General features: G+C 70.1%; 26 protein-coding genes. 16 read left to right on the top strand and 10 right to left on the bottom strand.

Features of this window, described 5'->3' with window-relative positions; all coding sequences use genetic code 11:
* The first annotated feature begins 115 nt into the window (after positions 1–115).
* Positions 116–403 carry a DUF5789 family protein gene (locus HWV07_RS11880; RefSeq protein ID WP_178334503.1) on the top strand — a complete coding sequence of 96 codons (288 nt, stop codon included), beginning with the start codon at positions 116–118 and terminating at the stop codon, positions 401–403.
* Here HWV07_RS11880 and HWV07_RS11875 read toward each other — a convergent pair.
* From HWV07_RS11875 to alaS, 4 genes are all read right to left on the bottom strand, one after another.
* On the bottom strand, positions 400–1782 hold the full coding sequence (locus tag HWV07_RS11875) for a DUF4393 domain-containing protein (RefSeq protein WP_178334502.1): 1383 nt from the start codon (positions 1780–1782) through the stop codon (positions 400–402). The genes HWV07_RS11880 and HWV07_RS11875 overlap by 4 nt on opposite strands.
* Positions 1779–3083 (bottom strand): DUF445 domain-containing protein, encoded by a 1305-nt coding sequence (locus tag HWV07_RS11870; RefSeq protein ID WP_178334501.1) that lies wholly within the window; start codon positions 3081–3083, stop codon positions 1779–1781. The genes HWV07_RS11875 and HWV07_RS11870 overlap by 4 nt, the downstream gene beginning before the upstream one ends.
* 744 nt (positions 3084–3827) lie before the next feature.
* Entirely contained in the window at positions 3828–4181 is a 354-nt protein-coding gene (locus tag HWV07_RS11865) for a hypothetical protein (RefSeq protein ID WP_178334500.1), read from the bottom strand.
* A gap of 212 nt (positions 4182–4393) precedes the next feature.
* The gene (gene alaS / locus HWV07_RS11860; protein ID WP_178334499.1) at positions 4394–7219 is read right to left on the bottom strand and encodes an alanine--tRNA ligase; all 2826 of its coding nucleotides are present in this window, start codon (positions 7217–7219) and stop codon (positions 4394–4396) included.
* Positions 7220–7447: 228 nt separating this feature from the next.
* Here alaS and HWV07_RS11855 point away from each other — a divergent pair, with 228 nt between their 5' ends.
* Positions 7448–7747: a DUF4242 domain-containing protein gene (locus HWV07_RS11855; protein ID WP_178334498.1), complete on the top strand. Its 300-nt coding sequence runs from the start codon at positions 7448–7450 to the stop codon at positions 7745–7747.
* A gap of 22 nt (positions 7748–7769) precedes the next feature.
* Here the strand turns inward: HWV07_RS11855 and HWV07_RS11850 are convergent, their stop codons facing one another.
* Positions 7770–8741 (bottom strand): replication factor C small subunit, encoded by a 972-nt coding sequence (locus HWV07_RS11850; RefSeq protein WP_178334497.1) that lies wholly within the window; start codon positions 8739–8741, stop codon positions 7770–7772.
* Positions 8742–8862: 121 nt separating this feature from the next.
* Here HWV07_RS11850 and samp2 point away from each other — a divergent pair, with 121 nt between their 5' ends.
* Together samp2 and HWV07_RS11840 are read left to right on the top strand one after the other, a co-directional pair.
* Complete coding sequence (samp2, locus tag HWV07_RS11845) at positions 8863–9063, top strand: ubiquitin-like small modifier protein SAMP2 (RefSeq protein ID WP_178334496.1); 201 nt, start codon at positions 8863–8865, stop codon at positions 9061–9063.
* Entirely contained in the window at positions 9060–9464 is a 405-nt protein-coding gene (locus HWV07_RS11840; protein ID WP_178334495.1) for a GNAT family N-acetyltransferase, read from the top strand. The genes samp2 and HWV07_RS11840 overlap by 4 nt, the downstream gene beginning before the upstream one ends.
* On the opposite strand, the gene HWV07_RS11835 is transcribed toward HWV07_RS11840, so the two are convergent.
* Positions 9457–10935 carry a phosphohexomutase domain-containing protein gene (locus HWV07_RS11835; protein ID WP_178334494.1) on the bottom strand — a complete coding sequence of 493 codons (1479 nt, stop codon included), beginning with the start codon at positions 10933–10935 and terminating at the stop codon, positions 9457–9459. The genes HWV07_RS11840 and HWV07_RS11835 overlap by 8 nt on opposite strands.
* 111 nt (positions 10936–11046) lie before the next feature.
* Between HWV07_RS11835 and HWV07_RS11830 the strand changes: the two genes are divergently transcribed.
* From HWV07_RS11830 to HWV07_RS11820, 3 genes are all read left to right on the top strand, one after another.
* Positions 11047–12045, top strand: a complete 999-nt coding sequence (locus HWV07_RS11830; RefSeq protein WP_178334493.1) for an AAA family ATPase — start codon at positions 11047–11049, stop codon at positions 12043–12045.
* Positions 12042–12521: a protein-tyrosine phosphatase family protein gene (locus tag HWV07_RS11825; RefSeq protein ID WP_178334492.1), complete on the top strand. Its 480-nt coding sequence runs from the start codon at positions 12042–12044 to the stop codon at positions 12519–12521. Before HWV07_RS11830 ends, HWV07_RS11825 begins: the two co-directional genes overlap by 4 nt.
* A gap of 69 nt (positions 12522–12590) precedes the next feature.
* Positions 12591–13016 (top strand): hypothetical protein, encoded by a 426-nt coding sequence (locus tag HWV07_RS11820; protein WP_178334491.1) that lies wholly within the window; start codon positions 12591–12593, stop codon positions 13014–13016.
* Positions 13017–13030: 14 nt separating this feature from the next.
* Here the strand turns inward: HWV07_RS11820 and HWV07_RS11815 are convergent, their stop codons facing one another.
* The gene (locus HWV07_RS11815; protein WP_178334490.1) at positions 13031–13990 is read right to left on the bottom strand and encodes a methyltransferase domain-containing protein; all 960 of its coding nucleotides are present in this window, start codon (positions 13988–13990) and stop codon (positions 13031–13033) included.
* A 116-nt stretch (positions 13991–14106) separates the two neighbouring features.
* Between HWV07_RS11815 and HWV07_RS11810 the strand changes: the two genes are divergently transcribed.
* From HWV07_RS11810 to HWV07_RS11800, 3 genes are all read left to right on the top strand, one after another.
* A complete protein-coding gene (locus HWV07_RS11810) occupies positions 14107–14670 on the top strand; it encodes a TATA-box-binding protein (RefSeq protein WP_178334489.1) in 564 nt (187 codons plus the stop codon).
* A 108-nt stretch (positions 14671–14778) separates the two neighbouring features.
* Positions 14779–15129, top strand: coding sequence for a DUF7473 family protein (locus tag HWV07_RS11805; protein WP_178334488.1), 351 nt, complete (start codon positions 14779–14781; stop codon positions 15127–15129).
* 64 nt (positions 15130–15193) lie between these two features.
* The gene (locus tag HWV07_RS11800; RefSeq protein ID WP_178334487.1) at positions 15194–15412 is read left to right on the top strand and encodes a dodecin family protein; all 219 of its coding nucleotides are present in this window, start codon (positions 15194–15196) and stop codon (positions 15410–15412) included.
* A gap of 33 nt (positions 15413–15445) precedes the next feature.
* Here the strand turns inward: HWV07_RS11800 and hisG are convergent, their stop codons facing one another.
* Both hisG and HWV07_RS11790 read right to left on the bottom strand, forming a co-directional pair.
* Entirely contained in the window at positions 15446–16291 is an 846-nt protein-coding gene (gene hisG / locus HWV07_RS11795) for an ATP phosphoribosyltransferase (protein ID WP_178334486.1), read from the bottom strand.
* A gap of 86 nt (positions 16292–16377) precedes the next feature.
* The gene (locus tag HWV07_RS11790) at positions 16378–16752 is read right to left on the bottom strand and encodes a hypothetical protein (RefSeq protein WP_178334485.1); all 375 of its coding nucleotides are present in this window, start codon (positions 16750–16752) and stop codon (positions 16378–16380) included.
* Positions 16753–16885: 133 nt separating this feature from the next.
* On the opposite strand from HWV07_RS11790, the gene HWV07_RS11785 reads away from it, so the two are divergent.
* From HWV07_RS11785 to HWV07_RS20125, 6 genes are all read left to right on the top strand, one after another.
* Positions 16886–18178: an amidohydrolase gene (locus HWV07_RS11785; RefSeq protein WP_178334484.1), complete on the top strand. Its 1293-nt coding sequence runs from the start codon at positions 16886–16888 to the stop codon at positions 18176–18178.
* Between the two features lie 177 nt (positions 18179–18355).
* A complete protein-coding gene (locus HWV07_RS11780; protein ID WP_178334483.1) occupies positions 18356–19009 on the top strand; it encodes a hypothetical protein in 654 nt (217 codons plus the stop codon).
* A gap of 86 nt (positions 19010–19095) precedes the next feature.
* Positions 19096–20376, top strand: coding sequence for an adenosylhomocysteinase (locus HWV07_RS11775; RefSeq protein WP_178334482.1), 1281 nt, complete (start codon positions 19096–19098; stop codon positions 20374–20376).
* A 261-nt stretch (positions 20377–20637) separates the two neighbouring features.
* Positions 20638–20838, top strand: coding sequence for a DUF7511 domain-containing protein (locus HWV07_RS11770; protein ID WP_178334481.1), 201 nt, complete (start codon positions 20638–20640; stop codon positions 20836–20838).
* Positions 20839–21157: 319 nt separating this feature from the next.
* A complete protein-coding gene (gene pheS, locus HWV07_RS11765) occupies positions 21158–22678 on the top strand; it encodes a phenylalanine--tRNA ligase subunit alpha (protein WP_178334480.1) in 1521 nt (506 codons plus the stop codon).
* Positions 22678–24534 (top strand): tRNA ligase subunit PheS family protein, encoded by a 1857-nt coding sequence (locus HWV07_RS20125; protein WP_178334479.1) that lies wholly within the window; start codon positions 22678–22680, stop codon positions 24532–24534. Before pheS ends, HWV07_RS20125 begins: the two co-directional genes overlap by 1 nt.
* 21 nt (positions 24535–24555) lie before the next feature.
* Here the strand turns inward: HWV07_RS20125 and HWV07_RS11755 are convergent, their stop codons facing one another.
* Positions 24556–25248, bottom strand: a complete 693-nt coding sequence (locus HWV07_RS11755; protein ID WP_178334478.1) for a DUF7978 family protein — start codon at positions 25246–25248, stop codon at positions 24556–24558.
* Between the last annotated feature and the right edge of the window lies 1 nt (position 25249).

Below are 25249 nucleotides of genomic sequence, written 5' to 3'. Positions count from 1 at the left end.
GCCCGCCCGCAAAAGCCCCCTCGCTTCGCGCGGAACTAATGCTCCTAGAGGTGGTTATATCGAGGGAAGGGGATTATAGCCAACGTTCATGAAGGATAGCGGGTTCGGTGTAGGTATGCGACTGCTCGCGAACGTCGACGACGAGATCGCTGCACACTCCTTCCCCGCGACCGCCGAGGAACTCGTCGCCGAGTACGGCGACCTGGAACTGGAACTCCCGAACGGCCGCGAGACCTTCGGCGAGGCGCTGGGTCGGCTCGGCGAGACAACCTTCGAGGACGCCGAGGACGCCCGCCTCGCCGCGTACTCGGCGGTCTCCCGCGAGGCCATCGGCCGGGCGAACTACTCCGACCGCGACGCGCCGTCGATCGGAGAGGACGGCCCCGAACAGCTCTCCTTCTAGCCGTCCCGCCGGAAGCGGGAGGCCGGCCGGTCGGCGACGACGTCGACCGGCAGGCAGGTCTCGCAGAACTCGGCGCCGAACTCCGTGAGGCGGACGCTGCCGTAGTCGCTCTTCGGCCGCTTGACCGACTCGCGAGCGGCCTCGACGTGCGGCTGGGCCTCCAGGACCTGGTAGCGCTTGAGGTTGGAGACCGGTTCGTCCGAGAACTTCACCAGCCCGAGCCGCGAGAGGTTCTCGAGGTACACCGGGCTGCGGTCGGGGTGGCGGCAGCCGGCGTCGCTGCCGACCATCGTCAGGTCCTCGGCGACGAGGCTCGACTGCAGCGGGACGTACTCGTTGTGCCGGACGTCGACGGTCGGCTGTTCGCCCTCGGTGGCCAGCAGCCGGAGGATCCGCGCCTCGTCGGGCGCGAGCTCGTCGAGGATGGACGGGAACGCGGGGTGGAACGACTCCTCGCGGCCCACCTCGGCGGACTTCGAGATGAGCCGCTCGCCGTGCTCCTGCAGGCGCTCGCGGGTCATCGGCCGCTCGCTGACGAGCTCCTCGTCGTGCTCCTCGAGCCACTCGGTCCGGCGGTCGCCGATGTCGACGCCGGCCCGCTGGAGCTCGTCCAGCGAGATGGCCCGCGTCTCGGTGAGCAGTTCGGCCGGCGACTCCGCGTTGGCGACGGCGTAGGCCATCCGGGTGCCCGTCCGGACGCCCGACTCCATCGAGTAGCCCGTCGCCCGCTGGGTCATCCCGGCGCCGATGCGGGCGATGCGGAACATGTCGAGGGCGTCCTCGTCGTCGACCTCCTCGACCTCCTCGGGGTCGATGCTGGCGCCGCCCCCGAACAGCGGGAACAGCGCGTCGATGCCGCCCCGCGAGGGGTCGGTGACGTCGAGGATGGCGCTCTCGAGGCCGGAGCGGAACCGCTCGACGTCCTCGGGGTCCAGGCCGGTCGGGTCGCGGATGGCCTCCTCGAGGACGTCGAAGGCCTCCTCGAGGTTCTCCTCCTTGGCGCCCGTCGTCCCGACGATGGCGTTCTCGACGACCGAGAGGATGCCGTCGACGTCGACGTTCTCGAGGTCCTCCGGCTCGATGATGGCGTCCTCGAGGACGGAGACGAGTTCGGCGACCGTCTCGGGGTTCGTACTCGAGGGGCCGACGATGGACTGCTCGAGGACGGTCAGCAGCCGCTCGAGCTGGGCGCCCTCCAGGGCGTCGTTGCCGATGGCCCGCTCCATCAGCGAGAAGACGCGGTCGACCTCCTCGGCCGACAGCTCCGAGCTGTTGTCCTCGACGTCGACCTCGATGACGTCGATGTCGTCGGCGCTGACGGTCGACTCCGCCTCGACGGCGTCGGCGTCTGCCGTCCGCCGCTGTTCCTCTTCGCTCATACGGCGCTCACCACCAGCAGCTGCAGCCAGCCGGCCACGAACCCGAGCAGCCCGCCGAGGACGACGAGCATCCACTCGTCCTCGACGAACGCCGGGCGAAGCAGGCCGACGAACTCCTCCGAGGAGAGCTCCCGGAGCCGTTCGGAGAGCAGTGCGCTGATCTCGCCGCTCCGCGCCTCGTTGAACTCGGGGTCGCGCAGCGGTGCCATCGTGCGTGACACGGTCTCGTTTGCGAGCGTGTCCCGCAGGGTCTCGTACTCTTCGGTTCCGGTCGCGAGACGGACCAGCGGTCCGGCCAGCCCCGCGGCTCTGTCCACCTCGGGGCGGATTGCGTTGCGTATCATCGTTCGGGTTCGGTCGGCTTGGGTTCCGTGCATGAGGTTGCCTGCCACGTTGCCGATCGTGACGATCTCATCGGAGACGATCTCGGCGTATTCCGCGGCGGCTTCCGGCTGCCGTTTGATGAACAGCCCCTGCAGCCGGAAGGGTCCGATGCGCCGTTCCTCGATCGGGAGGAAGATTATCTTGAGTGCGATCCAGTTGGTGAGGTAGCCGACCGCCACGCCGGCGACCGGCAGAACCCACCAGCTATCTATGTATACGTAGAGCGGGATTGTAAAAATACCGAGGAACCCCCCGAGCAGGAACCCGGAGTTGACGATGAACCGTAGCTCGCGGTGGCCGACCTCCAGGAACAGCTGGTTGAGCAGCTCCGGGTGCCCGCCGAGGTGCTCGGTGATCATCTCGTTGACGTCCAGGAACTGGTCGACGTTCTCGCCGATGCCCTCGGTTATCGCTGCCGCGACGTGGGGGAGCCGGGCGTCGATCCGCGCGTGGACGAGTTCGCGCAGCGGATCGGGAGCCTCGCCCCACAGCTCCGGGTACTCCGCCCGGAGCAGTTCGTCGACGAGGTCGTGGATCTCCGCCCGGGAGTTCTCGACGACGTGGGCCGCGATGGCGTCGGGGTCGAAGGCCTCGTAGAACTCGCGTTCGGTCGCCATCTTGCTGATCCCCTTCTCGGCAGCGATGGCCCCCATCCGGGTCGAACGCGAGGGGACGATGCCCTGCCAGCCGAGCTGTCCCTCGACGACGCCGGGGATCTGCCGGAGCTTCCGGGGCAGCGACGGCGCGAGGCTCGCCAGCCCCGGCACCTCGACGCCGACGAGGTCGATCGGCCGGAACAGCAGCCGGATGGCGACCCAGTTGGTGCCGTAGCCGATGACGCCGGTGATTAGCGGGATGAGGAGCAGCCGCCACTCGAACCAGCCGGGCAGCACCGACAGCACCTCGACGGGCGTCACGTCGCCGTCCGCCTCCCGCGGTCGCCGGTCGGGGCGGCCGGCTCCCGTCCACCGTCGGACCGCGGACTGCCCGCAACGCCGCTCCTGTCCGGCCGCCCGCCCCTATCCGTCACGTTTCGGTATCCGGATTGGGGGACTTAACCGTTCGCTCTCGTATGGGCGGTGGTCGATTGGCGATGGTCGGCTGTTGCCTGTCTCGACTCCGAGGACAATCCTGGCTCCGGTCAGCGGTACTCGATGGCATCGAATGGTAATTCGAGGTAAGGATTAAGTCGGTCGCGCACGAAACCGCCGAGCGGGTGGACGACGATGGCCGGCGACCCACCGGACGTTCGACACTGGTCCGCTCCGTGGCTCCCGCAGTGTCGAGGCGTCCCCGGCGCCCGGTCGCTCCCCCTCGGACCGGGCCGTCACGCCCCGGCCGACCCCACGGCCGGTCGCCGGCCGTCCATCCGGAACGGAGCTGATCTCGGATGAGCGACCAGAACAACCCGATAGAGACGCTCTTCCAGCTGCAGCGAGACACGATCAGGCAGTCTCAGGACCTCCTCGAGGAGGCCAGTCCCGGCGGCGAGTAGACCGCCGGCCCGCCTCGACTGTATCCGCGTCCCGACACGCGCTTCCTCACAGCACGCGTTCCGCTTCAGGGTCATCCGTTCTCGATTCCGGACGCGACCGCGACGGTCGGTCGTCCATCACCGAGTAGATCTTCCGGATCTCGATCGAGAGCCCCGGTACGAGGCCTCAGGCCCCGGGGACGCCAAAGGCGCCGATGCCGAGCCCGAGGATCGTGTTGAGGGCGAACAGGATGACGAGCGCCGACAGCCACGCGACCAGGCCGATGAGGGCAGCGGTCCCCCAGCCGCCGCGGTAGCGCCAGTTGATGACGCCGATCCAGGCCACGAGCGCGATGAGGGGCCCGATGAGGGGAATCCACGCCGTCAGCGCCCACGCGACCGCGCCGAGAAACGCCGTGACGACGGCGTGACCGTAGTCGTCGACGTCGGCGATGACCCTCGCGCTGACGTATATCGCCAGGCCGCCGATCAGTAGTGCGATGACGAACGCGACGAGCGAACCGACGATTGCAGCTACCATGTCCGGTCGATGCTACGCCGACCAGCGTTGTATAAGCCCCTGACCGGCCAGCGAGAACGGTCACGTTACGCCCGGACGGCGGTGGGCGCCCGTCGACGTTAGCCGAGGGATATTCGCAGTAGCGTCGGTCTCGGACGGGGCGGCCGCAATGGTGCCGGAGGCCGGTCTCCGCCCGGCCGGCGGGAAGCCACGGGCTAGGGCCGCAGCGCCGCTTACGCTTCGCGTAACTGCCGCAGCACGTCCGGGGCGGCCGCGAGGGCGTCGTCCAGCTTCTCGGCGTCGGGCCCGCCGCCCTGTGCGAAGTCCGGCGGGCCGCCGCCGCCGCCGCCGACCTTGCCGGCGAGTTCGCTGACCACCGCGCCCGCGTTGAGGTCGACGGCGTCCGGGACCGCGACGACGAACGTCGCGCCGTCGACGCCGCTGCCGAGGACCGCCACCTTCCCCTCCTCGACGAGGGCGTTGGCGGTCGCCCGCAGTTCGTCCATGTCGGCGTCGACGCGCTGGACCACGGCGGTCGCCTCGCCGAGGTCGACCTCCTCGCCGTCGTCGCCGCCGCCCTGGGCGCGGACCGCGGCGAGCTGTTCCTTGAGGTCCTCGATCTGCTTGCCCCGGTCCTTCCACTCCTCGAAGAACCGCTCGGCGGTCTCGGGGACCTCCTGCGGCGAGACGTCCAGCGTCTCGGCGGCGTCGTACAGCGCGTCCTCGGTGCGCTGGGTGGCCTCGATGGCCGCGTCGCCGGCGGCGAAGACCAGCCGTTCGACGCCGTCCTGGACCCGCTCCGTCGAGAGGATTTTGATCGTGCCGATGTCGCCCGTCCGGGTGACGTGGGTGCCGGCGCAGGCCTGGACGTCCTCGGCGACGTGGATGAGCCGGAGTTCCTCTCCCGGCGGGATACCGCCCTGGTAGAGGTCGAAGCCGTGCTCCTCCTCGGCGTCCTGGCGCTTCGGCCACTCCTGCTTGACGGGGACGTTGTCGGTGACGATGTCGTTGGCGACACGCTCGATGCGCCTGACCTCCTCCCGGGAGATGCGGTCGTAGTGGGTGACGTCGAACCGCGAGGAGTCGGTACCCTTCTGGGCACCGGCCTGCCGGACGTGCTCGCCAAGGACCTCCCGTGCCGCGTAGCCGACGACGTGGGTGGCGGTGTGGTGCTGCATCAGCCGCGTGCGCCGCGTGCCGTCGATCTGGCCGCGGACGAACTCGCCCTTGCCCGGGTCCTCGTCGGTCCGGTGGAGGACGACGCCGTCGACCTCCTGGACGTCGGTCACCTCGACGGTGACGTCGTCGGTAGACAGCGTCCCGACGTCGGCGGGCTGGCCGCCGCCCTCGGGGTAGAACATCGTCTGGTCGAGCGCGACGTCGTAGACCGTGTCGCCGTCCGCATCCGCGCCGGCGGGCTCGCGCTCGATGACGTCGAGGACGACCGCCTCGAACTCGGTGCGCTCGGGGTCCTCGTAGAACAGCTTCTCGGTGTCCGGGAGGTCGGCGATGCGGTCCGCGTCGGCTGCGTGGCCGCCGGGTTCGTCCTCGTCCTCGAAGGCGTCCTCGCTGCCGTGCCGCGCGGCGACCAGCGAGTAGAAGTCGTCGGGGATCTCGACGTCGGCGCCGTGCTCCTCGGCGATCTCCTCGACCATGTCGGGCTGGATGCCGCGGCTGTCGTACAGCTCGATGACCTCCTCCAGCGGGATGGGCTCGTTCTTCTCGGCGTACTCGCTGGCGAGGCGCTCGACCTGGCGGCCGCCGCGCTCCAGCGTCTCGCGGTACTTCTCGACCTCCGTTCGGACGACGTCGCGGACGGTGTCGCGGTTCTCGTAGCCGAGCCGCTCGGCCTGCATGTCGACGAGTTCGTCCAGCGGCGCGTCGACGCCGACGTTGTCGACGAGGCGCTTCGTCCGCCGGAGGACCATCCGCGCGAGGTAGCCCGTCCCGACGTTCGAGGGGACGATGCCGTCGCCGAACATGTAGGCCATCGTCCGGCAGTGGTCGGCGATGGCGTAGACGTCCTCCAGCGGCTCGACGAGGTCGCGGAGCTCCGTCGTCGAGACGTCGAGCTTGTCGGCGATGTTGTCGCGGGCGGCCTCCACGTCGTCGACGTCGTCGATGTCGAGCTGCCCCGACAGGCGCGCCGCCCGGTTGACGACCTCGGCCTCCTCGTCGGTGTACTCGAGGCCGGCGTTGTCCTTCAGGAAGTCGATCATGTCGGGGTAGATCGCCTCGTACACCGTCGCGGTGCCCTGGCTCATCCAGGTCCACCGCTCCAGCCCGTAGCCGGTGTCGACGATGTACGTGTCCATGTAGGAGTAGGTGTTCCCGTCCTTCAGCTCGTAGTCGCCCTCGGGGTCCTGCTCCATGCACATGAAGACGAGCGTCGCGAGTTCGAGGCCGCGGTAGATGACCTCGATGGCGGGGCCGGCGTTGCCGCCGCCGACCCACGGGTCCTCGATGTAGGTGACGTCCTCGATGTCGGCGCCCATCGAGTCGAGCAGTTCGTCGCAGTACCGCACGGTCTCGGACTTCCAGTAGACCTCGCCCTCGTAGGCGTACTGGCCGGGGTCATCGAGGTCCTCGCGGGCGTTGAACGCGTGGTGGGCCATCATCTCGAAGGCCATCGTGTGCCGGCCCGTCTTCCCGACGTTGTCGATGTCCTGCATCCGGATGCAGGGCTGGCTGATCGTCAGGGGGTTCGCCGGCGGCGGCGTCTTCCCCGACGTGACGAGCGGCTGGAAGTCGTAGATGGACGCCTGGGTCAGCAGCACGTCGTCCCGCCAGCGGTTCGCCGCCACGGGGTAGGGGTCGATGCGCTCGTGGTCGTGCTCCTCGAAAAAGGAGAGGAACGCCTCGCGCATCTCCTCGAGGCTGTACTCGTCGTCGAAACCGGGCTCGCCGATGAACTCGTAGTCGGCACACGGCGGCTCCCCGCAGAGGTCGCGGTCCTCGTCGCGGGTCCAGAAGTGGTCCCCGCAGGAGGGACACTCCCTCCGGACGAACCCCTCCTCGTGGAAGTACTCCAGTTGATATTCCTCTTCGAGGTCGCTCATTACGTCCCATTGGCCCGTGACCGGCTAAAGGGTTTTCGAGCCTGGGCCCCCGTGGAAACCGATGGATGGCGCTGTCGTGGTCGACCTGATCGGCGTCGCGTCGGCCGGTCCAGGTGAGCGCTTCTTCGGTGTCGGTCGTTTCGCAGGCGATGGCTCCCGTCGCTGGCCTCCAGTTACGCCCACTTGTGGGAAAGGTTAACACCCTACTCGCCCTATATGGGCGCGACCATGTCCGACCAGGGGTGGGAGGATTTCCTCATCCTCCGAGAGCTGGACGAACCGATAACCGAAGAAGAACTGGAGGCGGCCGGTGAACAGTCCGGACAGACGCTCGAGGAGCTCCGGGACGAGGGCGTCGACATCCGGTGGGTCGAATCCGAGGTGATGACGGACGAATCCGGCCGGATAACCGGGACGTTCTGCCACTACAAGGCCGAAACCGAAGACGCGGTCAGAGAACACGCCGAGCGGGCGGGCCTTCCGGCCACCCGCATCGACCGCCGCGGGGAACCGCTCGACGGCGAGTAGCTCGCGGTTGCGGATCGACCGCCTACTCCTCCAGGGCCAGCGACGCCAGCAGCGCCTCGAGTTGCACCTGCTCGTTGGCGCCGGCGGTGATGCGGTAGTCGGCCTCGCCGATGCGCTCCATCAGCTGGACAGCCTGCCGCTCCTCGAGGTCGAACTCCCAGACGGAGCGGTGCATCTGGTCGATGACGTCGCCGCCGGCGATGCCGACGTCCTTCAGGAGCGTGTCGAGTTGCGCGCGGGCGGCGGTGAAGTCGCCGTCCATCGACTTCATCACCATCTCGCGGATCTCCTCGGGGCGGGCCGTCGAGGTGATGGTGTAGACGGCCTCCTCGTCGACGGTCTCGCCCATGACCGCGGCGGCCTGCAGGCCGTTGATAGCCTTCCGCATGTCGCCGTCGGCGGCGTAGACGAGCGCGTCGACGCCGTCGTCGGTGATCTCGATGCCCTCCTCGTCGGCGATGATGCGGACCTGCTCCTCGACGGCGTCGTCGGACAGCGGCGAGAACCGGAAGAGGGCACAGCGCGACTGGATGGGGTCGATGATCTGGCTGGAGTAGTTACAGGAGAGGATGAACCGGGTGTTGTCGGAGAACTGCTCCATCGTCCGGCGGAGCGCCGACTGGGCGTCGGAGGTGAGCGCGTCGGCCTCGTCGAGGAAGATGATGCGGTGGTCGTAGCCCCCGAAGGAGGCGCGGGCGAAGTCCTTGATGCGGTCCCTGACGACGTCGATGCCGCGCTGGTCGGAGGCGTTCAGCTCGAGGAAGTTCTCCCGCCAGTCGTCGCCGTAGACCTGCTTGGCGATGGCGGTCGCGGCCGTCGTCTTGCCGACGCCGGCCGGCCCGGCGAACATGAGATGGGGCAGGTCGTCCTGCTCGATGTAGTGGTGGAGCCGTTCGGTGATGGCCTCGTGGCCGACGATGTCGTCGAGCGTCTGCGGGCGGTACTTCTCGATCCAGATCTCGCGCCCGCGCCCCTCGGCGGCTGCCTCGCTCATGCACGACGGGTGGCCCCGGGCGGTGATAAACCATGCGAGTGGGCGGGAACGAGCGAGCCGAGAATCCCGGGGCCCGAACGGCGAACGGCACGCTGAAACCGCTCCGTCCGCTACCCGGCGTATGCGCGTGACGTGTGAGGTCGTCGGCGAGGACACCCGCGACCTCGAACTGGACGCCGGCGCGACCTACGGCGACGTCCTCGAGGCCGTCGGGCTCTCCAGCCACGAGGCGTCGGTGCTCGTCGACGGCAGCCCGGTGCCGGAGGACGCGCCCGTCGAGGCCGACTCGGTCCGGGTCCTGCGGCTCATCAAGGGCGGATGAACGGGGTGGTGGTCCGCGAGGCGACGGCCGAGGCGGAACCGACCGCCCGGAGTATCCTCAACGCCGCGATGCTGGAGGTCGACGACGAGACCGTCGAGCGCTCCACGGTGCTGGTAGCAGTCGACGACGGTCGGGTCCTCGGCGCGCTCGTCCTCGACGACGAGAGGATAGACGCCGTCGCGGTGCGGCCGGGCCGCCGCGGGCAGGGGGTCGGCTCGGCGCTGGTCGAGGCGGCCGCGTCGCGGCGGGAGCAGGTGACCGCGAGCTTCGATCCCGGGGTGCGACCGTTCTACGAGTCCCTGGGGTTCGAGGTCGACTGCGGCGAGGACGGGAGCGACGAAGACGGCGGAGATGACGACGGCGGCGACGGCACCGAGCGCTGCCGCGGGACGCTCAGATGAGCGGCTCGACGATGTCCCGGCCGGCGGCCAGCAGTTCCTCGACCCGGTCGCGGTCGCCGGCCTCGGCGTAGACGCGGAGCTTCGGCTCGGTCCCGCTGGGTCGGACGAGGAGCCACGAGCCGTCGGCGAGCAGGAGCTTGAAGCCGTCGGCGGTGCCGACGCGGTCGACCTCGGTGCCGGCGACGCGGTCGGGGATCTCGTCTTCGAGGGTGTCGACGACGGCGGCCTTCCGGTCGTCGGGGCAGTCGACGCTGACGCGGTCCTGGACGATGTCGCCGTGCTCGTCGCGGATGCGGTCGAGGCGGTCGTCCAGCGGCTCCTCGGCGTGGGCGGCCGCCACCAGCAGCGCGACCATCACGCCGTCCTTGTTGCGGAGGTGACCGCGGACGCCGAAGCCGCCGGACTCCTCGCCGCCGACGAGGGCGTCGTGGTCGGCCATCGCCTTCCCGACCCACTTGAACCCGACCGGGGTCTCGTGGACAGCCTGGCCGTGGGCCTCGGCGACGTGGTCGATGAGGAACGTCGTCGAGACGGTCCTGATGGCGTCGCCCGCTCGCGGTTCGCTTCGCTCACCGCTCGCGGAGTCCGAGGCGCGTGGCGCCTCGCTCTCCAGCAAGTAGTCGTACAGCGCGGCGAACAGCCAGTTCGGCGAGACGTAGCCGCGGTCGGGCGTGACGACGCCGATGCGGTCGGAGTCGCCGTCGTTGGCCACGCCGAGGTCGGCGTCGCCGCCCTCGACCCGGTCCATCAGTTCGCCGAGGTGGTCGGCGCCCGGCTCCGGGGACTCGCCGCCGAACTCGGGGTCCCGCTCCCCGCGGAGCCGAACGACGTCGGCGCCGGCCCGCGAGAGCAGTTCGTCGGTGACGCCGCGGCCGCTGCCGTGCATCGCGTCGTGGGCGACCGTCACGCCCGAGAGGTCGACGCCCTCGCCGGGTGCGTCCCGTCCCGTCGCGTCGGCGGCGAACTCGAGGGCGTGCTCGAAGTACGGCTCCAGGAAGTCCGACTCCTCGACGCTGCCCCACTCCGCCTCGTCGAGCGGCTCCGGCTCCCGGAGGTTCTCGGCCAGCCGGTCGGTCACCTCGGGGAGGGCCGGCGCGCCGTCGCCGGGGACGAACTTGATGCCGTTGTACGCCGGCGGGTTGTGGCTCGCGGTCACCTGGAGGGCGCCGTCGAGGTTGCGGTCGGTGACCGTCCACGCGACCACCGGCGTCGGCGTGTCGCGCTCGGGGAGGTGGGCGTCGACGCCGTTGGCACAGAGCACCCGCGCGAGCTCCTCGGCGGCCTCCCGGGAGCCCTCCCGGGGGTCGTAGCCGACCGCGACGGCGAGATCCCCCTCCCCGAACTCCGGGCCCCCGCCGGTGGTCGTCTCCTGCAGATAGTCCGCGACGGCCTGGCCCACGGCGCGGATCCGCGGCGTCGTGAACTCGTCGACGGTCGTCCGCCAGCCGTCGGTGCCGAACTCGATGTCCATGCCGGAGGGTCGGCCGGCGCGGACTAAAAGGGCTGTGTCGGCCGGCTCCGGGGCGGGCGAGGGCGCGCCGAGAGAGGAGGGCTTTTGCCGACCGGCCCCCGAACCCAGTCCATGGACGCGCCGCTGTGGACGGAGGAGCACGCCCCGGACCTCTCCGAACTCCCCCAGGCCGAGGTCCGCGACCACCTGGAGCGGGCCGTCGAGGAGCCGATGAACCTCGTCGTCTTCGGCCCCCGCGGCGCCGGGAAGACGGCCGCGGTCCGCGCGCTCGCGGAGGCGACCCACGACGACCCCGACAACGACTTCGTCGTGATCAACGTCGCGGACTTCTTCGGCCGGACGAAGAAGGAGATCAAGAACGACCCGCGGTTCGCCCACTTCCTGCAGGGCCGCTCGCGGCTCTCGAAGCGGGACATGATCAGCCACGTCCTGAAGGAGCAGGCCGCCTACCAGCCGGTCTCGGGGGACTTCCGGACGATCCTGCTGGACAACGCCGAGGCCATCCGCGAGGACTTCCAGCAGGCGCTGCGCCGGGTGATGGAGCAGCACTACGAGGCGACGCAGTTCGTCATCGCGACGCGGCAGCCCTCCAAGCTCATCCCGCCGATCGAGTCGCGGTGCTTCCCCGTCCCGGTGCGGGCGCCGACCCACGAGGAGACCGTCGAGGTGCTGGAGCGCATCGTCGAGCGCGAGGGCGCGGAGTACGACGCCGACGGCATCGAGTACGTCGCGGGCTACGGCGACGGCGACCTCCGGAAGGCGATCATGGGCGCCCAGACGGCCTACGAGGACGAGGGCGAGGTGACGATGCAGGCCGCCTACGACGCGCTGGGCGACGTGGGGATGCGCGACCGGCTGGACGACGTCCTCGACGACGCCGAGGCCGGCGAGTTCGAGGACGCCCGCAAGGGCCTGGACGACCTGCTGTTCAGCGAGGGGTTCGAGGGCGACGAGGTCCTCCGGGAGCTGCTCGCCGCGGCCCGCGGCCGCTACGACGGCGACGAGCTCGCGCGGGTCCACGCCCTCGCCGGCGAGATCGACCTGGAGATGTCGGAGGGGAACTCCGACCGGGTCCACCTCGGCCGGCTGCTCGCGGAGCTCGGCCGGTGACCAACTTCGCGCCGGTGGCGCCCGGCGCGGACGTCTACGGCGTCTGCCGTCCCGGCCACCTCGGCGGCGGCGTCGACGAGTGGGCCGCGACGCTCCTGGACGCCGACGTCGAGCGGGTCGTCTGTCTGCTCTCGAACACCGAGGCCATCCGCTGGGGGCTGCCCGACGCCTACGCCGACCGATTCGAGACCGTCCACGCGCCGATACGGGACCGACACCTGCCGAGCGAGGCGGCGCTCTCGGCGGCGCTGGAGGCGGTCGGGTCGGCGACCGACGCCGGCCGCCGGGTCGCGCTGCACTGCAACGCCGGGCTGGGGCGAACCGGCGTCGTCGCCGCGGCGTGGCTCGTCCGGGAGGAGGGGTACGACCCCGAGACCGCTGTCACGACCGTCGAGGAGGCGGGCCGGGCGCCGCGGGAGGCCGTCCGGTGCGGCAACGCGACGGAGGCGGCGTTGCTGGAGTTGCTCGCCGATTAGGCAGGTATCTTCGGGGCCAATCAGAACGGGACACGCTTATTATCCGCCGATATCGACTCGAAAGAACACATGCCAGTCGCAAGTTCGGAGGATTCGTTCCAGCTCTTCGAGGAATCCCTCCCGGTCTTCGCCGTCGTCTTCCTCTGGACGCTCCTCGCGGTGTTCGCTCGGTACGACCTCGGGTCGGGACTCCGATACGCCGGCCTCGTGATGGCGCTGCTCTACGTCGTCGTCCGCGGCGCCGCGGTCGGCCGCAGCGTGGAGACGGTCCGGCACCCGACGTCGGTCGTCGACGGGCTCCGGGATAGCGTCCGGTCGCTGGCGCCGGCGTCGCCGTGGTTCCTGCTGGCGTTCGCGCTCCGGGTCGGGCGGGACTACACCGGCTTCGTCCTGCCGAGTGAACTCGTGTACGTCTCCTCGGCGACGGGCGTCCTGACGGTGGTCCTGTACGCGGCGGTCTTCGGAAGCGCGCGGCTCCGGGCGACGTGGCGGTGATCCGCCCGGTCTCGTCACTCCAGTACGTGGACGTACCGCGTCAGCGACCGGTGGACGCGGCGGTCGAACCGCGACTCGACGTCCCAGCCCGCGGCCGCGGCGGCGTCGTTCCAGGGGCGGTCGCCGACGAGGACGGCCCGGCCGGCGACCCGGCGGACCTCCGAGAGGGCGTCGCCGACGAGGTCCTCCAGGGAGACGCCCTCGATCTTCGACTGCCGGCCGTAGGGCGCGTCGAAGACGGCGGCATCGAAACTCCTGTCGGCGAAGGGCAGCCGGGTGGCGTCGCCGCGGGCGACGTCGAACCCGTCCTCGAGATAGTGGCCGAGGTTCTCCCGGGCGCCCTCGACCATCTTCCGCTGGGCGTCGACGCCGACGACCTCCGCGCCGGCCAGCCCGGCCTCGACGAGGATGCCGCCGGTCCCGCACATGGGGTCGAGCAGCCGGGCGTCGGGGCCGGCGCCGGCGACGTTGGCGAGGGCGCGGGCGTCCATCGGGTCCATGCTGCCGGGCTGGAAGAACGGCTTGTCGGTCGGCTGGCGGGTGCCGAAGTCCCGCCGGCTCTCGGCGGCGAGCCACCCGAGGGCGGCGGTCTCGGAGAACAGCGCGACGAGGGTGTGGTCGGGGTCCTCGAGGTCGACCGCCAGCCCGCGGTCGACCAGGACCGAGCCCAGCCGGCCCTCGGCGGCCTGGGTATCGACGCCCGTGCGCCCGCGCACGTCGCGAGCGCGGACGGCGACGGAGCCCCGGACCGCCTCGAAGTCGGCCGCTTTCAGCAGGGTCACGGCGTCCTCGACCGCGGGGTCGCAGGTGCCGACCAGCCGGCAGACCCGCCGGGTGTAGGCCAGCGTCTCGGGGCGACGCACCCCGCGGGCAGTCGCCAGCCCGGGGGCCAGCAACTCGACGTCGGAGCAGCGGCTGGCGGCCTCCCGGACCGCGAAGGCGTCGTCGTCGCCGGCGAGTTCCAGCAGGTACACGTCCGGCCGTGACTTCCGAGGGGGAATAAACGGCGCGGTCGCCGTATCGGCGGGACGAGGGCTGGAGAACGACCACGTACATTTATAAACCTTAAATACGTGCTTTAAGTCGAGTCATGCAGGACCCCAAGGAGACTATCAATATCGAGAACGTCGTCGCCTCGACGGGGATCGGGCAGGAACTCGACCTCCAGAGCGTCGCGATGGACCTCGAGGGCGCCGACTACGACCCCGAGCAGTTCCCGGGGCTCGTCTACCGGACGCAGGACCCGAAGTCTGCCGCGCTCATCTTCCGTTCCGGCAAGATCGTCTGCACCGGCGCGAAGTCCACCGACGACGTCCACGAGTCGCTGCGGATCGTCTTCGACAAGCTCCGCGACCTGGAGATCCAGGTCGACGAGGACCCCGAGATCGTCGTCCAGAACATCGTCACGAGCGCCGACCTCGGACGCAACCTCAATCTCAACGCGATCGCCATCGGCCTCGGGCTGGAGAACATCGAGTACGAGCCCGAGCAGTTCCCCGGGCTGGTCTACCGGCTGGACGACCCCGACGTCGTCGCGCTGCTGTTCGGCTCCGGGAAGCTCGTCATCACCGGCGGCAAGAAGCCCGAGGACGCCGAGGAGGCCGTCGACAAGATCGTCTCCCGCCTCGAGGAGCTCGGCCTGCTCGACGGGTAACCCCACTCGACGCACACCGGTACCCCGACACCCCGGCGCCCCGCTCCGGACGCGGCGGCGACCGCGAGATAACGATACCTACTCCCGTCGCCGACGACTACGAGAGCTATGTTCCCGCTGCAGGTGGACCTCGTGGGGGGTGGCCCCGTCGCGCTCGTCGTGGCGTTCCTCGTCTCCACGCTGTTCTCGGCGGTGACGATGCACCTCGCCGCGCTGTGGGTGCTCGGCGACGAACCCCACCAGAACGCGGTGAAGGTCGCGCCCGTCCCCGTCGTCGTCGCGATGCTGTTCAGCCAGTACAACGGTCTGCTGATGGCCGTGCTGGCCTTCGCCGCCGCCTTCGTCGCCATCCGCTACGTCTACGAGCTGACGCTCCAGGGCACCGCCCTCGTCTCGCTGTTCTACTTCGCCATCAGCGCCGTCTTCGCCTTCGCGTTCGGCAACATCTTCCTCTCGTAGGCGGGGCGGGCTGGCATCTGGTCAATAGGCACTATCCGTTCGCCGTGGTACGTGGTACCGCATCATGTCTTCCAGCGACAACCGGACCGTCAAGGTCATCGAAGTGATCGGCGAATCGGACGAATCATGGCAGGACGCGGCCGAGAACGCGGTCGCGGACGCCAGCGAGACGCTCGAAGGGGTCAGCGGCATCGAGGTCAAAGACCACACCGCCGAGGTCGAGGACGGCCAGATAACCCAGTACCGCACCGTGGTCCACGTGGCGTTCCCCATCCAGCGGTAGCGGGCCCGACTCGGCCCGGCGACGCCGACCGGATCAGGGGACCAGCCGCTCGATCTCGGTGACGAGGACGTCGCTGGCGCCGGCGGCCTTCAGTTCGGGGATGACCTCGAAGACCTTCCGCTCGTCGACGACGACGTGGACCGCGACGGCGTCCTGGCCGGCGACGTCCATCACCGTCGGCCCGCCCATCCCGGGGATGACCTCCTCGACGTCATCGAGGGCGTCCTCGGGGACGTTCATCATCAGGTAGCGCTTGCCCTCGGCGTCCAGCACCGACCGGAAGGCGGTCCTGACCTGCTGGACCTTCGGGTCGTCGGCGACCTCCGGGTGGGCGAACAGCCGCACGGACGACTCGAGGACCTCGTCGACGACCTCGAGGCGGTTCATCCGGAGGGTCGTCCCCGTCGAGGTGATGTCGACGATGGCGTCGGCGATGTCGACGTGCGGGGTCAGCTCCGTGGCGCCCGACACCTCGACGATATCCGGGTACACCCCGACGTCCTCGAAGTAGTTCTCGGTGATCTCGGGGAACTCGGTGGCGACGGTCCCGCCGCTGAGCTCCTCCGGCGAGGAGACGCCGCCGTCCTCCGGCGAGGCGAGGACGAGCCGGCAGCGGCCGAACTCCAGGTCGAGCAGGTCGACGAGGTCGACGTCGGACTCCTCGGCCTGGTCGAGGCCGGTGATGCCGAGGGCGGCGGCGCCGTCGGCGACGTACTCCGGGATGTCGGCCGCGCGGGCGAACAGCACGGAGACCTCGGGGTCGACGGTGTCGGCGTAGAGCTTCCGGTCGGCGCCGTCCTGTACGTGCAAGCCGGCCCGCTCCAGCAGCTCCAGCGCCGGGTCGTGCAGACGCCCCTTGTTGGGTACGGCGATGCGCATACCCCGCCTTGCGGGCGGCGGGCCTTCGTCCTGTCGGACGCCGCGGCGACCGGACCCGTTACCGGGCATCGCCTCGCCCGTGCCGGTCACCGGGCGTCGAAGCGCGCCCGGAGCGCGTCGGCGGCGTAGCCCGCGCCGGCGACGACGAACAGCGCCAGCGCCAGCAGGAACAGCCCCACGGCGACCGGCTCGAAGGGGAGGCCGACGAGGGGCCGTTCGGGGCCCGCGGCGTCGACGCTGCTCGCGAACAGCGAGAGGACGAACGTCAGGAGGAAGCCGCCGAAGGTGGCGAACCCGGCGGCGACGCCGTTTCGCAGCATCCAGACGCCGGTGGAGTCGTCGGGGAAGAACGACTCGGCGTGGAGCCGGGCGGCGTAGACGTACCAGAGGTACGCGCTCAGGAAGAACGCGCCGGCCAGCACCGACAGCAGGAGGGCGACGAGCAGCAGGAGGGCGTTCATCTCCGGGACCTTGGGGTCGCTACCCCTAAAGTCCATCCAGCGTTCTCACGTACTGAACATCGCGCCGGGCGCGGGCGGCCCGCTCCGCCGGCGTGTCGGCAGTTTCAACCGTCCGTCGCGTCAACCGGCGGCCATGAGCACGGTACAGATAACGGGCGGGCGGGTCCTCACGCCCGACCTGGCGGTCCGCGAGGCGGACGTGCTGGCCGACCGAGAGACGGGCCGAATCGTCGAGGTCGGCGAGACGGCCGCCGGCGACGAGACCCTCGACGCCGAGGGGTGTCTCGTGGTCCCCGGCCTCGTCAACGCCCACTGCCACGTCGCGATGACGCTCCTCCGGGGGTACGCCGACGACAAGCCGCTAGACGCGTGGCTCCAGGAGGACATCTGGCCCGTCGAGGGCGAACTCGACCCCGAGGACGTCCGGGCCGGCGCCCGGCTGGGCCTCGTCGAGATGCTGAAGAACGGCGTCACCGCCGTCGGCGACATGTACTTCCACGTCCCGGAGGTCGCCGCCGCCGTCGAGGAGGCCGGACTGCGCGCCCGCCTCGGCCACGGCGTCGTCACCGTCGGGAAGGACGACGCCGCGGCCCGCGCGGACTTCGAGGAGGGACTGGCGGTCGCCCGCGAACTCGACGGCGCGGCCGACGGCCGCGTCCGGACCGCGATGATGCCGCACTCCCTGACCACCGTCGACGCCGACCTCCTCGAGGAGTTCGTCACGCGCGCCCGCGACGCGGGCGTGCCCGTCCACTACCACGCCAACGAGACCACCGAGGAGGTCGACCCGATCGTCGAGGAGCGCGGCGTCCGGCCCCTGGAGTTCGCCGACGACCTCGGGTTGCTCGAGTCCGGCGACTTCATCGCCCACGGCGTCCACGTCGACGAGACGGAGATCGAACTGCTCGCCGACCGCGACGTCGCCGTCGCACACTGCCCGGCCTCGAACATGAAGCTCGCCAGCGGCATCGCGCCGGTCCAGGCGATGCTCGACGCCGGCGCCACGGTCGCGGTCGGCACCGACGGCGCCGCCTCGAACAACGACCTCGACGTCTTCGACGAGCTCCGGGACGCCGCCATGGTCGGGAAGCTCGCCGCGGAGGACGCCAGCGCCGTCGCCGCGGAGGACGCCGTCCGGGCCGCGACGCGAGGCGGCGCCGAGGCGCTGGGCTTCGACGCCGGCCGCATCGAGGCGGGCGCGCTCGCGGATCTCGCGGTCGTCGACCTCGAGGCCCCGCACCTCACGCCCCAGACGGACCTCGTCAGCCACCTCGCCTACGCCGTCCGGGGGTCCGACGTCCGCCACACCGTCGTCGGCGGGGAGGTCCTCGTCCGCGATCGCGAGGTGCTCGCGATGGACGAGGGGGCCGTCCGCCGGGAGGCCCAGCGCCACGCCGAGGCCGCGATTAACCGGGCTATTAAGTGAGATGGCCGGTTTCACCGACCGAAACGAGTGCCGAAACCGACGGTCGTTGAACGACGAGCGCGCTCGATAAACCGTGTAACTGTCTCTAACTGATTGGTTCGTAACTCACAACCATCCCTGAACGAACTGAACAGGAGTCCCCCTTTATGCAGTTCTTCGGTGTGGGTCCGTGTGTAGATGAGCTCCAAGACACGAACCCTGGTAATCGCGCTGTCGGCTGCACTGGTGCTGTCGGTACTGGCGCCCGGCCTCGCGATGGCACAGGACACCACTGAGAACGAGACCGTCGACGATAACGTAACGTACGACGAGACGCCCGAACCGACCGAGAACGAGTCGGACGACGCGGACGAAAACGAGACGGACGACGAAACGGAGGACAGCCTGAACGAGACCGACGACGAGAACTCGACCGACGACGAGGCCGAGTCCGGTGGTCAGACGTTCGGCCAGATCGTCTCCGCGTTCGTCCACAGCGTGATGAACGGGTCGGACGACGAGTCGATGAACACGACGAACGACACGAACGCGACGAGCGACGCCGAGATGAGTATCGGCCAGAAGATCGCGACGTTCGTCACGTCGAACAACCCCGGCAACGCGCCCGAGCACGCGGGTCCGAAGAACGACACCGAGAAGTCGGCGGACGCCGGCAAGCCGGCCCACGCGGGTCCCGGTAACGAGACCGGCCAGCCGGACAACGTGACCAAGGACAAGCCCGAGCACGCCGGCCCCGACGGCGACAAGGGTCCCTCGACCGACCGCGGTAACGGCGGCGACAAGGGCCCGTCGAAGGCCCGCGGCGGCAACGGCGGCGGCCCGCCGAAGTGAGCGGCGCCGATTGATCGACGACCCGACGACTCCTTCTGCCGCGGTCGTTCGGTAGCGTTTTCCGCCCGACTCCCGTCGAGGCGGGTATGAGCTACCCCACCATCACCGAGCAGCTCGACGATCCGTCGAGCGCTCGCGAGTCGGGCCGCAAGAAGATCGAGTGGGCCCGACAGCACATGCCCATCATGACGTCCGTCGCCGAGGAGTTCGCCGACGAGCGCCCCCTCGAGGGCGAGGTCGTCGCGATGGCGATGCACGTCGAGGCGAAGACCGCGGTGCTGACCGAGGTGCTGGCGGAGGCCGGCGCCGAGGTCGCCATCACGGGCTGCAACCCGCTGTCGACCCACGACGACGTGAGCGCGGCGCTGGACGACGTCGACAACATCACCTCCTACGCCAAGCGCGAGGTCGACGACGAGGAGTACTACGCCGCCATCGAGTCGACCCTGGAGCACGACCCCAGCGTGACGGTCGACGACGGCGGCGACCTCGTGATGGCGATCCACGAGGACTACCCGGAGCTGCTGGAGACCGTCATCGGCGGCTGCGAGGAGACCACGACGGGCGTCCACCGCCTGCGCGCGATGGACGAGGACGGCGAGCTGAAGTACCCGATGTTCGCCGTCAACGACACGCCGATGAAGCGGCTGTTCGACAACGTCCACGGGACGGGCGAGGCGTCGCTGTCCAGCATCGCGATGACGACGAACCTCTCGTGGGCCGGCAAGACGGTCGTCGTCGCCGGCTACGGCTACTGCGGGAAGGGCGTCGCCTCGAAGGCCGCCGGCCAGAACGCCCACGTCGTCGTCACCGAGGTCGAGCCCCGGCGGGCCCTGGAAGCCCACATGGAGGGCTACGAGGTGATGTCGATGGCGGAGGCCGCCGAGGTCGGCGACGTTTTCCTGACGACGACGGGCAACCGCGACGTCATCGTCGGCGAGCACTTCGAGAAGATGGGCGACGGCGCGGTCCTGGCCAACGCCGGTCACTTCAACGTCGAGATCGACCTCGACGAACTCGACGACATGGCGGTCTCCCGGCGGGAGGTCCGCGACGGCGTCGAGGAGTTCGAGATGGCGGACGGCCGTCGGCTGAACGTTCTGGCGGACGGCCGGCTGGTCAACCTCGCGGCGCCGGTCGCGCTCGGCCACCCCGTCGAGGTGATGGACCAGAGCTTCGGCGTCCAGGCCGTCTGCGTCCGCGAGATGGTCGAGAACAGCGACACCTACGGCCCCGGCGTCCACGAGGTGCCGGACGAACTCGACCGGGAGGTCGCCGAGGTGAAGCTCGCCGCGGAGGGCATCGAGATCGACGAGCTGTCCGACGAGCAGCGCGAGTACATGGACAGCTGGCAGCACGGGACCTGAACGAACCGGGACGAGCGGCGCAGCGACCGGCGGCCCGCCCCGAGAGGGCTTTTGTATCTCCGAGCTTTTCCCGCGGGTAACTCCGTTCAAACCGTTCAACGCACTGTTCCAGTCCATTTCTCCCGGGACACCGACGTCCCGAGATTCGGGGGACGCCACGGCTATACCGGCGTAATCGAACTGTTAATCGGGTGAACGAGTACCAACAGTCGACCCGGTTGAAGTCTGGAGTGGCCGTAGCCGTACCCGGGTGACAGCAAGATGACGCCGACAGAGTTCGACGGCGACGACCTGGAGGAGCGACGCGGTACCGGGCCGGAGCTCCGCGCGCGAACGACCACCGACGACGACGGGACGACCGAGTGTACCATCTACCCGGCCGACGTCTGCGACGACCAGCGGACCACCCGCTGGATCACCGCCGAGGAGGACTCGTACGTCGAACTCTGTCGGATGCGGTGACCGGCGACGGCGCCGACGGGGCGTCCGGCCGCGACCCGGTGACGAACGTTCTTCCCCTCCCCACCGGCCGAGGCGTGCAGTATTCCACGCCCACGCGACGCGGGAGTAACGCTTTTGCCGGCGGCTGACCACCGCTCGCACATGGCATCCGGACCCGAAGCCGTCGGCGTCGCCTCCGACCGCCCCGCGACCCCCGGGTTCGGCTTCTTCTTCGCGGCGTAGACGGCGCGGAACCGGGCGGCCGCCCGCCGGCGGCCGGCCGGGGAAACCCGTCGCCGAGTCGGAACCGCTAACAGAGAGCCACGCACACACCGCACCAATGAGACTACCCGAGACGCAGGTCGCGCTGCTGGAGGCAGCCAGCGCGACCGAGACGAGAACGGTCGCACAGCTCGCCGAGGAGCTCGGCGAGGACAGCGCGGCCGTCACGCGGGCCGCCTTCGAACTCGAGGAGGCGGGCCTGCTGACGGTCGACGAGCACGTCGCCGAGGAGGTCGCCGTCACCGACGAGGGTGAGACCTACCGGGAGGCGGGGCTCCCCGAGATCCGCCTCTACGAGGCTGCCGTCGAGGCCGGCGCCGAGGACGAGTCCGTCGAGATGGGCCGGCTCATCGGCGCCTCGGGCCTCGAGGGCCAGGAAGTCGACGTCGCCCTGTCGAACTTCGCCCGGAAGGGGTTCGGCGAGATCGACGGCGGCGAGGTGTCGGTCGACCTCGAGGGCGGGCCGGACTACGACCCCGACGAGGACCCCGAGGCGGAGGCCCTCGACGCCATCGCCGACGGGAACGCCGGCTACATCGACGGCGGCATCCTCGACCGCCTCGAGTCCCGCGGCCTCGTCGAGCGCACCGAGACGACCGTCCGGTCGGTGACGCTCACCGACGACGGCGTCACGGCGCTGATGGAGGGCGTCGAGGCCGCCGAGACCGTCGGCGAGGTCACGCCCGAACTGCTCACCTCCGGGGAGTGGGAGGACGTCGAGTTCACCGAGTACAACGTCGAGGCCGACGCCGAGACCGTCGACGGCGGCAAGGAGCACATCCTCAGACAGACCGCCAACCGCGTGAAGGACGTCCTCGTCGGCATGGGCTTCCAGGAGATGGAGGGCCCCCACGCCGACGCCGACTTCTGGATCAACGACTGCCTGTTCATGCCGCAGGACCACCCGGCGCGGACCCACTGGGACCGCTTCGCGCTGGACGTCCCGCCGATGGACGACCTCCCGGCGGACCTCGTCGACCGCGTCGAGGACGCCCACCGCAACGGCGTCGGCGAGGACGGCGACGGCTACCACTCGCCGTGGAGTGAGGACTTCGCCCGCGCGGTCGCGCTCCGCGGGCACACGACGTCGCTGTCGATGCGCTACCTCTCCGGCCACGAGGTCGGGGAGCTGGAGCCGCCCCAGCGGTACTTCTCCGTCGAGAAGGTCTACCGCAACGACACCCTCGACCCGACGCACCTCCTGGAGTTCTTCCAGATCGAGGGGTGGGTGATGGCCGAGGACCTCTCGGTGCGGGACCTCATGGGCACGTTCACGGAGTTCTACGAGCAGTTCGGCATCACCGACATCGAGTTCAAGCCCCACTACAACCCCTACACCGAGCCGAGCTTCGAGCTGTTCGGCAAGCACCCCGAGACCGGCGAGCTCATCGAGATCGGCAACTCCGGCATCTTCCGCGAGGAGGTCCTGACCCCCCTCGGCGTCGACTGCGACGTCATGGCCTGGGGGCTGGCCCTCGAGCGCCTGCTCATGCTGATGTACGGCTTCGAGGACATCCGCGACGTCCACGGGACGCTGGCCGACCTCGACCTCCTGCGGAACGTGGAGGTGGTGTACTGATGCCCGTCGTCGACGTCGACCCCGACGAGCTGCGGCGGCTCACAGGCAAGGAGGAGAAGGACGATGAGGAACTGAAGGACGACCTGTTCAGCCTCGGCCTGGAGTTCGAGGGCGAGACCGACGAGGGCGACTTCGAACTGGAGTTCGCCCCCGACCGGCTGGACCGCCTCTCCGTGGAGGGCATCGCCCGCTCGCTGCGCTACCAGTACGGCGAGGACCGCGGCGTCTACCTCCCGAAGACCAACGACGCCGAGTGGGTCGTCGAGGTCGACGAGTCCGTCCCCGAGGAACGGCCCTACGTCACCGCCGCGGTCGTCCGCGGACTGGACCTCGACGAGACCGAACTCGACTCGCTCATCCAGCTGCAGGAGAAGCTCCACGCGACGATGGGCCGGAACCGCGCGAAGGGCGCCATCGGCGTCCACGACCTGACGATGCTGAAGGGTCGGGCCGCCGGCGACGACAAGCCGAAGACCATCCAGTACCGCGGCGTCGAACCCGACGACGACCGGTTCGTCCCGCTGGACGACGACGCCGAGCGGACGCCCGCCGAGGTCCTCGAGACCCACCCGACCGGCGACACCTACGGCCACCTCGTCGAGGGCCTCGACCGCTACCCGGCCATCTACGACGACGTCGGGCTGTTCTCCTTCCCGCCGGTCATCAACGGCAAGCGAACCGAGGTCGAGGAGGGCTCCCGCGACCTCCTCATCGAGATGACGGGGACCGACCAGTGGACCATCGACAAGATGCTGACCATCGTCTGCTACGCCCTCGACGCCCGCGGCGGCCGCGTTGAGGAGGTCCGCGTTGAGTACCCCGAAGAGGAGCTCGTCCGGCCGGACCTCGCCGTCGACACCAAGACGGTCTCCCACGACCGGATCGAGACGACGCTGGGTATCGACATCGCCGGCGAGGACGTCGTCGACCTGCTGGAGCGGGCCGGGCTGGACGCCGAGGTCTCCGAGGAGGGTGCCGGCGACGGCTCGGACGACCAGCAGCCCGCCGAGGACGACGTGGAACTGGAGGACGTCCCCTCGCGGGCGACCCGGACGGCCGGGCCGGCCGAGGAGGCGGTGCGAGCGGCGGACACCGAGACCGACACCGGGGCCGCCGACGGGCCCCTCGTCTACGAGGTCGAGATCCCGCCGTACCGGGTCGACGTCCTCCACCCGATGGACGTCGTCGACGACGTGGGCCGGGCCTACGGCTTCAACGACCTCGAGCCGCGGTACCCCGACGTCTCCACGGTCGGCGGCCGCCACGAGACCTCCCGGCTGGAGGACGCCGCCCGCGACGCGCTCGTCGGGCTGGGCTTCGAGGACCTGCTGAACTTCCACATGACCAGCGAGCGCGAACTGTTCGACCGGATGGGCCTCGACCCGGACGACGACGCTCTCGGTGCCCGCGAACCGCCGACCATCACCGAGCCCTACAGCGAGGACTACACCGTCGTCCGGACGTGGGCACTCCCGTCGCTCATGATGGTTCTGGAGAACAACACTCACCGCGCGTACCCGCAGAACCTCGCGGAGATCGGCCACGTCGCCGGCGTCGACGCGTCCGAACCGACGAACGTCGCCGAGCACCGCTCCGTCGCCGGCGTCGTCGCGCGGACCGACGCCTCCTACGAGGACGCCAAGGCGCGGCTCCAGGCGCTGGCGAACGCCTTCGGGGTGGACCTCGAGACGCCGCCCACCGAGCACCCCTCGTTCATCGACGGCCGGACCGCAGAGGTCGTCCTGGACGGGGAGTCGGTCGGCGTCGTCGGCGAGGTCCACCCGCGGGTGCTCGTCGAGCACGACCTGGAGGTCCCGGTCGCCGGCTTCGAGTTCCGGCTGGACGGCCTGCGGTAGAAGGAGGCAGCCGCGTCCGGCTCAGGGCCGGGACTCTATGGAGTCGGCGTCGGCGACTTCGTCGTCTACTCGCCCTCGGTTTTCTTCGCTCGCCTGCCGTTCGCGGTAGTAGTACGCGAGCCCGCCCAGCGCGCCCACGACGGTCGGGAAGACCAGTCCGGTCACGAGGACGCCCCAGAGGGGGTTCGGGCCGACGTGGACGCCGTTCGGGAGCGTCCCCCGGAAGACCGCGAGTCCCAGGAGCGCCAGCGGGAGGTAGCCGAGGACGAGGCTCCCGCCGGTCGTCGCCGCGGCGCTCGGCTCGAGAAGGTCCCGGGCGCGCGCGAGGAGGAACCCGGCGATTCCGACTGCGGCGACCGACAGCAGCAGGCTCGGAGCCACGTTCGACAGGTCGCCGAGGCCGGTCGCGACGAGCGCGGTGCTCGCCTGGACGTCCAGCGGGACGAACTGCCCGCGGTAGAGGAGCCACCCGACCCACCGCCAGTCGACGGCCTCGCTGGCCGTGCGACCCTGGGTCAGGAACCAGAGGTACAGGAGGGCGTAGCCGGCGAGGTAGGCCGCGACGCCGGCAGTCGCGCTTCGCTTCAGGTCCTCGCGCGTCCACGAACGCGAGCCGCCGGCGTCGGGGTCTGAACCGGGTCCGGATTCTGATGGCCGGTCCGACGCGGAGGCGGGCTCACCCACGGCTGCCGGCTCCTGTCCTCCTGATGACATA

This window comes from Natronomonas salina, assembly GCF_013391105.1.
Taxonomy (GTDB): Archaea; Halobacteriota; Halobacteria; order Halobacteriales; family Haloarculaceae; genus Natronomonas; species Natronomonas salina.
Note: the sequence above shows the minus strand (reverse complement) of the source record. Positions and strands in the feature narration are given on the sequence as shown.

Excerpts from the sequence above, each read along its gene's own strand:
- HWV07_RS11755 (WP_178334478.1), bottom strand. The coding sequence starts at position 25,248 with ATGTCATCAGGAGGACAGGAGCCGGCAGCCGTGGGTGAGCCCGCCTCC.
- HWV07_RS11875 (WP_178334502.1), bottom strand. The coding sequence starts at position 1,782 with ATGAGCGAAGAGGAACAGCGGCGGACGGCAGACGCCGACGCCGTCGAG.
- alaS (WP_178334499.1), bottom strand. The coding sequence starts at position 7,219 with ATGAGCGACCTCGAAGAGGAATATCAACTGGAGTACTTCCACGAGGAG.
- pheS (WP_178334480.1), top strand. The coding sequence starts at position 21,158 with ATGAGACTACCCGAGACGCAGGTCGCGCTGCTGGAGGCAGCCAGCGCG.
- HWV07_RS11780 (WP_178334483.1), top strand. The coding sequence starts at position 18,356 with ATGAGCTCCAAGACACGAACCCTGGTAATCGCGCTGTCGGCTGCACTG.
- HWV07_RS11770 (WP_178334481.1), top strand. The coding sequence starts at position 20,638 with ATGACGCCGACAGAGTTCGACGGCGACGACCTGGAGGAGCGACGCGGT.
- HWV07_RS11850 (WP_178334497.1), bottom strand. The coding sequence starts at position 8,741 with ATGAGCGAGGCAGCCGCCGAGGGGCGCGGGCGCGAGATCTGGATCGAG.
- hisG (WP_178334486.1), bottom strand. The coding sequence starts at position 16,291 with ATGCGCATCGCCGTACCCAACAAGGGGCGTCTGCACGACCCGGCGCTG.
- HWV07_RS11805 (WP_178334488.1), top strand. The coding sequence starts at position 14,779 with ATGTTCCCGCTGCAGGTGGACCTCGTGGGGGGTGGCCCCGTCGCGCTC.
- HWV07_RS11855 (WP_178334498.1), top strand. The coding sequence starts at position 7,448 with ATGTCCGACCAGGGGTGGGAGGATTTCCTCATCCTCCGAGAGCTGGAC.
- samp2 (WP_178334496.1), top strand. The coding sequence starts at position 8,863 with ATGCGCGTGACGTGTGAGGTCGTCGGCGAGGACACCCGCGACCTCGAA.
- HWV07_RS11830 (WP_178334493.1), top strand. The coding sequence starts at position 11,047 with ATGGACGCGCCGCTGTGGACGGAGGAGCACGCCCCGGACCTCTCCGAA.
- HWV07_RS11785 (WP_178334484.1), top strand. The coding sequence starts at position 16,886 with ATGAGCACGGTACAGATAACGGGCGGGCGGGTCCTCACGCCCGACCTG.
- HWV07_RS20125 (WP_178334479.1), top strand. The coding sequence starts at position 22,678 with ATGCCCGTCGTCGACGTCGACCCCGACGAGCTGCGGCGGCTCACAGGC.
- HWV07_RS11880 (WP_178334503.1), top strand. The coding sequence starts at position 116 with ATGCGACTGCTCGCGAACGTCGACGACGAGATCGCTGCACACTCCTTC.
- HWV07_RS11810 (WP_178334489.1), top strand. The coding sequence starts at position 14,107 with ATGCAGGACCCCAAGGAGACTATCAATATCGAGAACGTCGTCGCCTCG.
- HWV07_RS11790 (WP_178334485.1), bottom strand. The coding sequence starts at position 16,752 with ATGAACGCCCTCCTGCTGCTCGTCGCCCTCCTGCTGTCGGTGCTGGCC.
- HWV07_RS11835 (WP_178334494.1), bottom strand. The coding sequence starts at position 10,935 with ATGGACATCGAGTTCGGCACCGACGGCTGGCGGACGACCGTCGACGAG.
- HWV07_RS11865 (WP_178334500.1), bottom strand. The coding sequence starts at position 4,181 with ATGGTAGCTGCAATCGTCGGTTCGCTCGTCGCGTTCGTCATCGCACTA.
- HWV07_RS11840 (WP_178334495.1), top strand. The coding sequence starts at position 9,060 with ATGAACGGGGTGGTGGTCCGCGAGGCGACGGCCGAGGCGGAACCGACC.
- HWV07_RS11820 (WP_178334491.1), top strand. The coding sequence starts at position 12,591 with ATGCCAGTCGCAAGTTCGGAGGATTCGTTCCAGCTCTTCGAGGAATCC.
- HWV07_RS11775 (WP_178334482.1), top strand. The coding sequence starts at position 19,096 with ATGAGCTACCCCACCATCACCGAGCAGCTCGACGATCCGTCGAGCGCT.
- HWV07_RS11800 (WP_178334487.1), top strand. The coding sequence starts at position 15,194 with ATGTCTTCCAGCGACAACCGGACCGTCAAGGTCATCGAAGTGATCGGC.